The following is a 12113-nucleotide window of genomic DNA, read 5'->3' on the forward strand; positions in this document are numbered from 1 at the left end:
CCATGCCCGCCACGGAACGGAAAAGACAGACATATGACTCAGGTGGAGATCGGCCGCGGCAAGAACGGCCGTCGTGCCTACGCGCTCGACGATATCGGCATCGTTCCGTCCCGTCGTACCCGCGACCCGGAGGAGGTCTCGATCGCCTGGCAGATCGACGCCTACCGCTTCGAGCTGCCCGTCGTGGTGAGCCCGATGGACAGCGTGGTCTCGCCGAAGACCGCCATCGAGGTCGGCAGGCTCGGCGGTCTCGCCGTGCTCGACCTCGAAGGGCTGTGGACCCGGTACGAGGACCCGATGCCGCTGCTGCAGGAGGTGGCCGAGCTCAAGGGAGAGCCCGCCACCAGGCGGCTGCAGGAGATCTACAACGCGCCGATCAAGGAAGAGCTGATCGGCCGCCGCATCGAGGAGATCCGCGCGGCCGGGGTGGCCACGGCGGTCCGGCTCTCCCCGCAGCGCACGGTCCAGTACCACAAGGCGGTCATCGACGCGGGCGTGGACATCTTCGTGATCCGCGGTACCACGGTCTCCGCCGAGCACGTCTCGGGCAGGGCCGAGCCGCTCAACCTCAAGCAGTTCATCTACGAGCTCGACGTCCCCGTGGTCGTCGGGGGGTGCGCCACCTACACCGCGGCGCTTCACCTGATGCGGACCGGCGCGGCCGGGGTGCTCGTCGGCTTCGGCGGCGGCGCCTCGCACACCACCCGCACGGTGCTGGGCGTGGCGGTGCCGATGGCCACCGCGATCTCCGACGTGGCCGCCGCCCGCCGTGACTACATGGACGAGTCCGGCGGCCGTTACGTCCACGTCATCGCCGACGGCGGCATGGGCACCTCTGGCGACATCGCCAAGGCGATCGCGGTGGGCGCGGACGCGGTCATGGTCGGCTCGCCGCTGGCGAGGGCCGTCGAGGCCCCCGGCCAGGGCTTCCACTGGGGGTCGGAGGCGCAGCACCCCGAGCTGCCCAGGGGCAAGCGGGTCGAGTTCGGCACGATCGGCACGCTGGAGCAGATCCTGCACGGACCCTCCTCGGTGGCCGACGGCTCGATGAACCTGATGGGCGCGCTCAGGCGCACGATGGCCACCGCCGGATACTCCGACCTCAAGGAGTTCCAGCGGGTCGAGGTGGTCGTCGCCCCGCAGGCCGGCTGAGCTCTCGCGCGAATGCCCGGCCGACCGGCCGGGCATTCGCCGTTTCTCACGCGCCGCCGGGCAGTGATCGGTTCAGCGGGGTTCGACGATCCAGGAACCCCTGCGCATCACGCCGGAGACCTCCAGCTCCTCGGTGAGCACCACCAGGTCGGCCTGCTTGCCGACCGAGACGGACCCCAGGCGGTCGGCGAGGCCGAGCACCCTGGCGGGGGTCAGAGAGGCGATCTCGGACGCCTCGGACAGTGACAGGCCCACCTCGTGCACGGCCCGCCGGAACGCGACGTCCATGGTCAGGGTGCTGCCGGCGATGGAGCCGCCTTCGGCCAGCCGGGCCACCCCGTCCACCACGTCCACCTTCATCGGGCCGAGCCCGTAGACGCCGTCGCCCATGCCCGCCGCCGCCATCGCGTCGGTGATCAGCGCGGTCCTGCCGCGACCGGCGACCTCGAAGGCCAGGCGCGTCATGGCAGGGTGCAGGTGCACGCCGTCGTTGATCAGCTCGACCGTGACACGCTCGTCCTGGAGCAGCGCGGCGATCGGCCCCGGGTCGCGGTGGTGCAGCGGCGGCATCGCGTTGTAGAGGTGGGTCGCGACGCTGCCGCCCGCCTCGATCCCGGCGATCGTCTGGGTGTAGGTGGCGTCGCTGTGGCCGAGGGCGGCGATCACGCCGCTCGCCGTCGCCTCCCGTACGGTGTCCAGCGCGCCGGGCAGTTCGGCGGCGATGGTGACCATCCGCACCTGGCCGCGCCCGGCCTTGATCAGTCCGGCGAGCTCCTGGGGCGAGGGCTCGCGGAGCAGCGCCGGGTTGTGCGCGCCGCATCGGGCCGTGGAGATGTAGGGGCCCTCAAGGTGGATCCCGGCCAGCAGGCCGTCCTCGCACAGGTCGGCGAGGGCGGCGGCGGCCCTGGCCAGGTCGTCCAGGGAGGCGGTGACCAGGCTGGCCATCAGCGTGGTGGTGCCGTGCCGGGCGTGCAACTCGACGGCCCGGCTCGCCTGCTCCGGATCGCCGGTGGGAAAGGAACCGCCCGCCCCGCCGTGGTTGTGGATGTCGACGAAGCCGGGCACGACGTACCGTCCGCCGAGGGCGAGCCCGGACCCTGGCGCGGAGCCCTGGCCCACGTGGGTGATGCGGCCGTCTTCGATGGTGAGCCAGCCCCCGTGGACACCTTCGGGGGTCACGATGCGTGCGTCAGCGAGTGTGATGCTCATGGTCCCCATCCTCTCGGGTTCCCGGGAGAAGCCGTTCCCGACGCGACCGTGGGGTGGCGCCGGTCTGATTTATCGACGATGAGAGTGAGGCTCTCCGCTGATAAGGTAGTCGGTCGGTAACGGCGGAACGGAATATGACATGGCAGGCGAAGAAGACATCTCCGGGTGATACCGGCCCCCATCGCCATCGGTGACGCGCGCATCGCGGGACCGCCGATCGGTGATGTCTTCGTGTCCTGATCATTTCGCCGGGCGGGTCTCACCGTGCCGGCCGAACGCGGAAGCGATTTGATGTCCGACGCCCTGATCGTGGTTTCCAACCTGTCCTTTTCCTGGCCCGACGACACCCCGGTGTTCGAGGACCTCTCGTTCACCGTCCCCGCCGGACACACCGGCCTGGTCGCGCCCAACGGCGCCGGCAAGAGCACGCTGCTCAGGCTGATCGCCGGTGAACTCCGCCCGACCGCCGGCTCGGTCACGGTACGGGGGGTGCCGGGCTATCTACCCCAGACGCTGCCCCTGGTCGGCGACCTGACCGTGGCCGAGGTCCTGGGGATCGCCCCGGTGATCAGCGCGCTGGACGCCATCGAGTCCGGGGACGCGAGCGAGGAGCACTTCACCACGGTCGGCGACGACTGGGACATCGAGGAGCGCACCCGCGCCCAGCTGGACCGGCTCGGCCTCGGGGACGTCTCCCTCACCCGGCACCTGCGCACCCTCAGCGGTGGCCAGGTCGTCTCCCTCGGCCTGGCCGCGCAGCTGCTGAAGCGGCCCGACGTGCTGCTGCTCGACGAGCCGACCAACAACCTCGACCTCGACGCGCGCAGGCGGCTCTACGACGTGCTCGCCGACTGGAACGGCTGCCTGCTGCTGGTCAGCCACGACCGGGCGCTGCTCGACCGGATGGACCGCATCGCCGAACTCGACCGGGGTGAGATCCGCTCCTACGGCGGGAACTTCGCCTTCTACGAGGAGGCCGTGCGCGCCGCACGGGAGATCGCCGAGAAGAACGTCCGTAATGCCGAGCAGGAGGTCAGGCGGGAGAAGCGGGAGATGCAGCAGGCCCGGGAGCGGGCCGCGCGCCGGGCCGGCAACGCCGCCCGCACCCTCAAGGACGCCGGTCTGCCGAAGATCTTCGCCGGGACGATGAAGCGGAACGCCCAGGAGTCGGCGGGGAAGGCGAACGAGACGCACGCCGCGCGGGTCAGCGGAGCCAGGGCCCGGCTCGACGAGGCGGGCCGCGCCCTGCGCGACGAGCAGCGGATCTCGCTGGAGCTGCCCGGGACCAACGTCCCGGCCGGCCGTACGGTCTTCCTCGGCGAGCGGATGAGGGTCAGTCACGGTGAGCGGGCCCTCTTCGCCGGGCAGGGCGTCGACCTGACGATCCGGGGGCCCGAGCGGATCGCGCTGACCGGCCCCAACGGCGCCGGAAAGTCCACCCTGCTGCGGATGATCAACGGTGAGCTGGAGTCGGAGGGGGGCGGGACCAGGCGGGCCGATGGCCGGGTCGCCTACCTGTCCCAGCGGCTGGACCTGCTGGACCTGGACCGCAGTGTGGCGGAGAACCTGGCCGCGTTCGCGCCGGGGCTGCCGGAGGCGGAGCGGATGAACCTGCTCGCCCGCTTCCTGTTCCGGGGCTCCCGCGTTCACCTCCCGGTCGGGGTGCTGTCCGGCGGCGAGCGGCTGCGTGCCACCCTGGCCTGCGTCCTGTACGCCGAACCGGCGCCCCGGCTGCTGCTGCTGGACGAGCCGACCAACAACCTCGACCTGGTCAGCGTCGCCCAGCTGGAAGGTGCCCTGCGCTCCTACGAGGGCGCCTTCGTGGTGGTCAGCCACGACGAGCGGTTCCTCGCCGAGATCGGCGTGAACCGCTGGCTACGGCTGTCCGAGGGCCGCCTCCTCGAAACGAGCGCACCTGACGCGTGAGGTGACCTTGACTGCCTGGTCGCCGCCGGTCGGTTATCCGGTGCCTGGCAGGCAGGTCGCGGAGATCGACAACGAATCGGGCAACGGAGTCCTTCGGGGTGGGGTGGGCCGCTAGGGCGCCGGTGACTCGGGGCGCCCGAGGAACTCGCGGGCGAGTTCCTCGGGAAGGTCGTCCTCATGCTCCGTGCCGGGCGCCCGGTCACGGCTACCGGGAGGATCCTCCGTTCGGCCAGCGGACGCGGGTGTGGGCCAGGGCGTTGTCCTGGCGGGCCTGCTCGCGGCGGTCGCCGGTGACGCAGACCTGGTCACCGATGAAGGCCTCGCGCCAGACGTAGCCGGACACGCAGGTGCGCGGGCCGTGGGGGCCGTCGGTCCACCTGCTCGCCGCGGCGGCGTTGTCCTCCAGGATCTGCAGGCGGGTTTCCATGGTCACGCAGACGTAGTCGCTCGCGTCGGCCTGGCGCCAGACGTAGTCGCCGGCGCAGGCGTTCGGTCCCCATACGTTGCGGACGGGGTTGGTCCGGGAGGGGGCGGCCTGGTTGTCGGCGATGATCTGCTGTTCGGTCTCGGGGGTGATGCACACCTTGTCGGTGGGGGTGATCAGCCGCCAGCGCCGGGCGAGCAGGCAGCCTCCTGTTTCGTAGTCCACCCACCTGGGCGCGTCCTGGTTGTCGACCCGCGCCTGCTCGCGGGCGGCGGGCGTCACGCACACCTTGTCACCGGCCACGGCCTCGCGGTGGTCGTAGCCCTCCAGGCACTTGGTGGTGGCGTCGGTGCTGACGGTGACGGTCGCGGAGTCCGAGGCGACCGAGTCGACGGTCACGGTCACGCCGTCGGCGTCGATCGCCTGCATCGGCTCTTTGTCGCTCAACTTCTTGGTCAGGTATGGCCTGCCGCCGATGTACTTGTGGATGAGCACGGTGTCGTTGGGGATGCCGGCACTCTGCCCGGTCTTCTTGCGGAACTCCACCGTGTAGTACTGCGACGGGTCCGAGTCGTGGGGAACGCGGACCAGCAGCGTTCCCGGCAGGTCGGGCCGCTCCAGGGGGGCGAGCCTGACGGTCCGGGTGGTCACCCCGTCCTTGGCCAGGGTGACGACCCGGTCGCCGGGCAGCCAGCCGAGTTCGTCCAGGTGCGGGCCGCTGAGCCCGACCGTGCCGCGGCCGAACCGCGCCGAGGGGGCGGCGTGGACGTTCGGGTTGCTCAGCGCGTCCCACTGGTCGTCGTACTGCCCCGGAGCGGTCCAGATGGGCCACGACGGGCTACGCCAGAGCGTCGACCTGGGATAGGACAGGCCAGATCGGTTCAGCACGTGTGCGGTGACCGTGGCGAGGTCCCACAGCGGCGGGTCCAGCACGACCGGCGCGGTGGTCTCGTCCAGCGGGACCTTGGCGTCGAGTCCGACGGAGGCGTTGACCATCACGGCCAGGCGGTGGCCGGCGGGCACGCCGTATCCGCCGACGCCCGCCGCGTTCGTGCAGCTCTTGACCCTCGCCTCGGGGCTCTGTGCCTTCCACTGTTCGGCGGTGACGGACATCGGGAACCAGCCCTTGACGACCGAGCCGGCCATCGAGGCCCGGCCGCGTGACTGCTCGGCGACGAAGTCGGCGAGCCCGCCCTTGCCCAGGCCCTCGGTGGTGAACAGGTCCTCGAAGTGCTGCGGATTCTTGGGCTCTTCGAAATGGTCGGCGAACTTGCACAGCAGCACCGACCAGGGGGTCTGTCCCTGTACGGGCGCGGCGAGCGCGGGTTGGGCGGGAAGCCAGGTCAGGGCCACCGCCGAGGCCAGAACGGCCAGGGATGCTCTTTTTAAGCGCACGGGTTCTCCTCTGCGGGGCGGCAGACGACCCGAGAGTCCAGATCGGTCTTGCGGGCCCCTTTGATCTTGCTGGGACGGACGAGTGCCCGCTGTTGAGCCCAGGGGTGCGGCTGGGACTAACCGTGAGATTAGGCAACGCCTTCATCCCGCGTCGTCCGCCGTGGGACTGATCGACGCTCCATCGCGCAGTTGATTCCCGCCTCCCGCGAATCGACCGGACGGTGTGCCAGTGCGGGGCGGGAGTGTGCCGCCGGACCCGGGGCGGGTCACCCCTGGCGCCTATCGCCGACGAACCGGGAGGGCAACGGGGCGGACGGGGTTTTTGTGAAAGTAGAATGTGGCGGTTTCCAGCTAATGTCCGTGATGCTAGTTTTTGATCGCTTTGGTATCCGGCGCGCTGGAGACGAGACAGGTGGGCTTGCAGCCAGACACGGCCGAGTGGGCGAGCCTCCGGTCGGCGGTCCCCGCGGTGCTCCGGCTGGTGGCACGGAGGCGGCACGTGGTCGCCCTGACCGCGCTGGTCCTCTCGGCCACCGGGGTCTACTGCCTGCTGGGGCTGGTCAGGTACGACCTGTTCCGGGCGACCAGCATGGACCTGACGCTGTTCGACCAGGCGGTGCGGGGCTTCGCCTCCTTCGATGCCCCGACCAGTCCGGTACGCGGCGTCAACCTCGGTCTGGGCATGGACTTCGTGCAGCTGGGCGAGCACTTCTCGCCGATCCTGGCGGTGCTGGCCCCGCTGTACTGGCTGCATGACGGCCCCGAGACGCTGATCGTGGCCCAGGCGGCGCTGTTCGCGCTGGCCATACCGCCGCTGTGGCTGTTCACCCGGCGGACGCTCGGCACCCGCCCCGCCTACCTGGTCGCCGTCGCCTACGCGGTGTCCTGGCCGATCGCGAGGGCGGTGAACTTCGACTTCCACGAGGCCGCGTTCGCCCCGCTGCTCACCGCCGTCATGATCGAGCGCTTCAGCGCCGGCAGACACGGCCACACCGCGCTGGCGGCGGCGGCCCTGCTGCTGGTCAAGGAGGACATGGGGCTGATGCTCGTCGGGTTCGGCGGGTACGTCCTGCTCCAGGTGCGACGCCGGCACGGGACCTTGCACGGGCTCGTGTACGGGGTCATGTACATGGGGGTCGGTCTGGCGTACACCGGTCTCGTCCTCGCCGTCCTCATCCCGTCCGTGGGCGGCGACTCCACCATGTACTGGGCGTACGGCCACCTCGGTGGCGACATGTCCGCGGTGGCCGTGCACGCCCTCAGCGACCCGCTGGGCGTCCTCGGCAGCCTCTTCAGCCCGCAGGTCAAGCTCGACACGCTGGCCTTCCTGCTGTGGCCGACCCTGCTGGCCTGCCTGTTCTCCCCGCTGACGCTGTTCGCCCTCCCCCAGTTGCTGGAGCGCATGCTCTCGGACCGCGCGCAGTGGTGGGTGACCGACTTCCACCACAGCGCCATCACGGTGGCCGTCCTGTTCTGCGCGGGAGTCGACGGAGCCGCCAGGGTGATCCGCTGGGCCCGAGATCGCGAACCCGGCCTGAGCGAGCGCGGCGCGTCGCTGCTCTGGGCGGCCGCCGTCTGCGCCGTCGCGCTCACCCTCGTCCCGCGATTCCCCCTCGACCAGCTCATCAGGCCCTCCTTCTACGAGAAACAGCCAGATGTGGTCGCGGCCGAGCAGGCGGTCGCGGCCGTACCCTCCGGCGTGGTCGTCGCGGCCGTCAACCACGTGGGCCCCCACCTGTCCGCCCGCACCACCGTCCTGCTGTGGGAGGACAGACCCCCCACCGCCCCCTGGATCGTCGCCGACACCGCCCGTGTCGCCTACCCCTGGATCTCACTCGACCGCCAGCGCCAGCACGTCGACGAACTGAGGAGCCAGGGCTACCAGGTCGTCTACGACCGCGAGGGCTACGTGGTCCTGCACCGCGCCTGATCTTCTGGACCACGTCCGCCGGGGCAGGTGTCCCGGATGTGCCGACCATGGACGTCGGTGACGGCGGCACGGCCCAACGATCTTTCAGCGGGTGTGGCGTGAGTCGACCAGGATGCACAGTCCCGGCGGTATCCCCACGGCGTCGGCCCCAGGTCCACTTCGGGGCATAAAGGCAGTGGGGGAGATGAGATCTATGCCTGCGGATCCGGGGGGTAGGCGGCGCATGGGGGGCGGCGGCCTGGTGCGTGCCGTGGTCGACCGGGCCGCGCGGCGGATGATGGCCGTGGTGGGAGGCCCCGCGCGGTTCCAGGTCATTGTCCTGCTGGCCTGCGTTCTCGGACTTGTCGCCGCCGACCAGGCGGCCCTCGGGGCGGTGGGGGTGGAGGTCAAACAGAGCCTGGGCATCACGAACACCGAACTCGGGTCCCTGTCCGCGGTGTCGTCGGGGGCCGGTGCCCTGGCCGTCCTGCCCGTCGGTGTGCTGACCGACCGGGTGCGGCGGGTGCGGATCCTGGTCGTGAGCATCGCCGTGTGGAGCCTGGCCATGATGGTCGGCGGTCTGGCCGACTCGTTCTTGTGGCTCCTGCTCTCCCGGCTGGCGCTCGGAGCCGTGACGGCCGCGGCCGGGCCGACGATCGCCTCGCTCGTCGGTGATTTCTTCCCGGCCGCCGAACGGGGCCGGATCTACGGTTTCATCCTGAGCGGCGAGATGCTCGGTGCCGGATCCGGGCTGCTGGTGGGCGGTAATCTCGGGTATTTCCTGTCGTGGCGTTCCACCTTCTGGTTCCTCGGACTGCTCGGGATCGTCCTGATGTTCGTCATCGTTCGAAAACTGCCCGAGCCCGAACGCGGCGGCCAGAGCCGGCTGCTCGCCGGAACGGCCGGCCTGGCCTCCGGACCGGGCGACAGCGGTGAGGACGGCGGCGGGGGAGCGCGAAATCCGGGCGACGCGGCGCGTTCCGCGGTGCGGGATCTCGGGATCGAACCCGATCCGGCGTTGGTGCTCCACCGTGACCCGGTACGGATGTCGATGTGGCAGGCGGCGCGGTATGTGCTGAGGATCCGGACGAATGTCGTCTTGATCATCGCCTCGGCGGTCGGCTACTTCTTTTTCGCCGGTCTGCGGATCTTCGGTGTCGTCTTCGTCCACCAGCAGTACGGCCTCAGCCAGGCCGCGGTGACGGGTCTGGTGCCGCTCGTCGGGTTCGGTGCCCTGCTGGGGGTGCTCTGTGGCGGGCGGATCGCCGACTGGTTCGCCCGCCGCGGGCGGGTCAGCGCCCGCCTGGTGGTCCCCGCGGTCGCGTACCTGACCGGTGCGGCCTTCTGCCTCCCGGGCCTGCTCACCACGTCGATGGCGATCGCACTGCCGTTCCTCTTCGTCTCGGCCGGCTCGTTGTCGGCGGCCAACCCTCCGCTGGACGCCGCCCGCCTCGACGTCGTCCACTTCCGGCTCTGGGGACGCGCGGAGAGCATCCGCACATTCCTTCGCACGGGTGCGGAGACCGCCGCTCCGGTGACCTTCGGCTTCCTGGCCGACGTCCTCGACCCGGGCGGGACGAGTAGCGCGCAGGGCTTGCAGTACACCTTCCTGATCATGCTGGTGCCGCTGATCGCGAACGCGATCGTTCTCCTGTACGGCCGGCGCACATATCCCCGCGACGTCGCGACGGCGACCGCCTCCGAACGAATGACGGACACGGGTCGTGGAAGGACTCACTGATCCGAGATCGGATCCGGCCCGGCGTGTGTTCAGGAGGTGATCGCGGGTCTCAGCGAGCCCGTTCGAGGGGCGAGGTCCGGATCACTGAGCGGGGCGCGGCCCAGCGGATCACCGGCTACCGGCCGAAGGTGTCGCGGCCGGGGTCGTAGCCGGATCCGGCGACCGGAGCTCGGGTCCGAGTGAAAGTCCGGCAGGTCGGATACGGTGCCGGAGTTCGGGGAAAGGCTTGGTCGGGGGTCCGTTCAGCACCAGCCTGCCGGGCCGGATCACTCACGTAGTGGGCACTGGTGGTCAGGGTGCGGGGAACGCCCGCACCGCCCGGTGTCCTTCTGCCGGACCGGACATCGAAACAGGTCACCGCTTGTGATCATCGTGATCTCGCTGGGTGCGGCGTGCCTTCTCGGCCTCGGTTTCGTCGCGCAGCAGCACGCGGCGTACCGCCGGCCGTTGGAGGACATGCTGCACCTGCGCCTGCTGCTGGACCTCATCCGCACGCCGTTGTGGCTGGGCGGGATCGGGCTGATGCTCTGCGGCCAGATCCTCGGCGCTCTCGCGTTGCGGGAGGCGGACGTGGCGAAGGTGGCGCCGCTGCTGGCGATGAACCTGCTGTTCGCGCTGACCGCGGCCCATGTCGTCTACCAGGAGCCGTTCGGACGCGTGCTGCAGCTGGGCGCGGTGCTGGTGGGCGGAGGAGTGGCGCTGTTCCTGTACGGCGGCCGGCCCCATGGCGGGACTCTGCCTGGATCGGGTTCCATGCGGTGGCTGGCGGTGCTTTCGGTGGTCGTGGTGGCGGGTGTGCTGGTCCTGGTCGGCCGGCGGCGCTCCCTGCAGGTCAGGGCGATGTTGCTGGCGGCCGCCGCCGGGGTGCTGTACGGGCTGCAGGACGTGCTGACGCGCAGCTCCCTGCTCACACTGGACAGCGGGCTGAACCTGGCCGGTACCTGGCAGCCGTACCTGCTGCCCTGCGTCGCCGTGGTGGGGCTGCTGCTCAACCAGAGCGCGTTCGACGCCGCCCCGCTCCGGATCTCGTTGCCGGCCACCACGGCCGCCGAGCCGATCACCGGGATCGTGCTGGGCGTGGCGATCTTCTCCGAGCGGCTGCGGGTCACTCCGGAGGCGCTCGCGGCGGAGGTGGTCGGCTTGATCGCGATGGTGACCGGCATCATCATCCTCGGCCGGTCCTCGTTTCTGGCCAAGCCGACACGGAACGCCCTTCGGCGCCCTGACGGGGAGTGGCAGTGATCCGCTCGCGACAACCGGCGATGCTCCGGCTCCGGTCCCACCGAAGGGGCGGCTCCTGCTGCTCTCGGGAAGGTAAGGACATCCGCGAGAGTGGGGACATCCAGTAGGGCTTCTCTCGCGGCGAGATCCCGATCGTGTCGGCTAACGCGGCGAGCGGCCGCGGCAGCGGCTTCGCCCGCGCCTGCGCGACCGGCTCCGCTGACCGCGGTCCGGCCGCGCTTGTTCACCTACTCCGAGGAACAGAGCGTCAGCGGCCGGTTTCCATCAGGGCCAGGTAGCCGTCCTCCAGGGTCGGTTCGGCCGGGCGGGCGTAGGGGTCGGGGGCGGTGGGGGCGATGAGGCGGTAGCGCATTCCGGTGCCCTCGGGGACGGCGGCCACGACCCTGCCGTGCGAGGGGGCGGGGCCGGGGGTGGTCAGGGTCCACACCCGGTGGTCGGCCTGGGAGACCAGTCCGCCGACGTCCCCGGTGAAGGCCAGGCGTCCCTTAGTGAGCACCGCGAGGAGGCGGCAGGTCTGGGCCACGTCCTCGACGATGTGCGTGCTGAGCAGGACCGTGCGGTCACCGGCGAGCTGGGAGAGCAGGGTGCGGAACCGGATCCGCTCCTCGGGGTCCAGGCCGGTGGTCGGTTCGTCCACGATGAGCAGGCGGGGGTCGGCGAGCAGCGCCTGCGCGATGCCGGCCCGGCGCAGCATGCCGCCGGAGAAGCCCTTGAGCCTGCGGTCGGCGTCCTGGGTGAGCGCGACCACTTCGAGCAGTTCGCCGATCCGGCGTCGCCGGGTGGCGCGGGAGTCGATCCCCTTGAGCAGGGCGATGTAGTCCAGGAACTGCCGCGCGGTCAGGTCGGGGTAGACGCCGAGGTCCTGGGGGAGGTAGCCGAGCGCCCGCTGCACGGCGAGGCGGCCGTCGGCGGTGGCGATGTCGTGCCCGCCGATGCGGACCGTCCCCGAGGTGGGCTTGAGCAGCCCGGCCAGGATGCGCATGAGCGTGGTCTTGCCCGCCCCGTTGGAGCCGAGCAGCCCGTACATGCCGGTCGGCACGTCGAGGTCGAGCCCGTCGAGGGCGTGCACGCCGCCCCGGTAGGTCTTGGTCAGGCGGGAGATCTCGATGCGCATG

The 12113-nt window shown here is 70.8% G+C and carries 8 protein-coding genes; 5 read left to right on the top strand and 3 right to left on the bottom strand.

Annotated features, from left to right (window positions below):
* Positions 1–33 precede the first annotated feature (33 nt).
* A complete protein-coding gene (locus AB0J58_RS02490; protein WP_355551611.1) occupies positions 34–1152 on the top strand; it encodes a GuaB3 family IMP dehydrogenase-related protein in 1119 nt (372 codons plus the stop codon).
* Between the two features lie 72 nt (positions 1153–1224).
* Here AB0J58_RS02490 and nagA read toward each other — a convergent pair whose 3' ends face one another.
* The gene (nagA, locus tag AB0J58_RS02495) at positions 1225–2361 is read right to left on the bottom strand and encodes an N-acetylglucosamine-6-phosphate deacetylase (protein ID WP_364209151.1); all 1137 of its coding nucleotides are present in this window, start codon (positions 2359–2361) and stop codon (positions 1225–1227) included.
* Positions 2362–2652: 291 nt separating this feature from the next.
* On the opposite strand from nagA, the gene abc-f reads away from it, so the two are divergent.
* A complete protein-coding gene (abc-f, locus tag AB0J58_RS02500; protein WP_364209154.1) occupies positions 2653–4287 on the top strand; it encodes a ribosomal protection-like ABC-F family protein in 1635 nt (544 codons plus the stop codon).
* 205 nt (positions 4288–4492) lie between these two features.
* Here the strand turns inward: abc-f and AB0J58_RS02505 are convergent, their stop codons facing one another.
* Positions 4493–6106: a hypothetical protein gene (locus AB0J58_RS02505; RefSeq protein WP_364209157.1), complete on the bottom strand. Its 1614-nt coding sequence runs from the start codon at positions 6104–6106 to the stop codon at positions 4493–4495.
* A 412-nt stretch (positions 6107–6518) separates the two neighbouring features.
* Here AB0J58_RS02505 and AB0J58_RS02510 point away from each other — a divergent pair, with 412 nt between their 5' ends.
* The 3 genes from AB0J58_RS02510 (at position 6519) to AB0J58_RS02520 (ending at position 10998) form a co-directional block, all read left to right on the top strand.
* Positions 6519–8036, top strand: a complete 1518-nt coding sequence (locus AB0J58_RS02510; RefSeq protein WP_364209160.1) for a DUF2079 domain-containing protein — start codon at positions 6519–6521, stop codon at positions 8034–8036.
* Between the two features lie 193 nt (positions 8037–8229).
* Positions 8230–9756 (top strand): MFS transporter, encoded by a 1527-nt coding sequence (locus AB0J58_RS02515; RefSeq protein WP_364209163.1) that lies wholly within the window; start codon positions 8230–8232, stop codon positions 9754–9756.
* A gap of 363 nt (positions 9757–10119) precedes the next feature.
* On the top strand, positions 10120–10998 hold the full coding sequence (locus AB0J58_RS02520) for a DMT family transporter (RefSeq protein WP_364209166.1): 879 nt from the start codon (positions 10120–10122) through the stop codon (positions 10996–10998).
* Between the two features lie 247 nt (positions 10999–11245).
* On the opposite strand, the gene AB0J58_RS02525 is transcribed toward AB0J58_RS02520, so the two are convergent.
* Positions 11246–12112, bottom strand: coding sequence for an ABC transporter ATP-binding protein (locus AB0J58_RS02525; RefSeq protein ID WP_364209169.1), 867 nt, complete (start codon positions 12110–12112; stop codon positions 11246–11248).
* Position 12113: the final 1 nt, after the last annotated feature.

The sequence above is a fragment of the Streptosporangium sp. NPDC049644 genome, assembly GCF_040675205.1.
In the GTDB taxonomy this organism is placed as follows: Bacteria; Actinomycetota; Actinomycetes; order Streptosporangiales; family Streptosporangiaceae; genus Streptosporangium; species Streptosporangium fukuiense.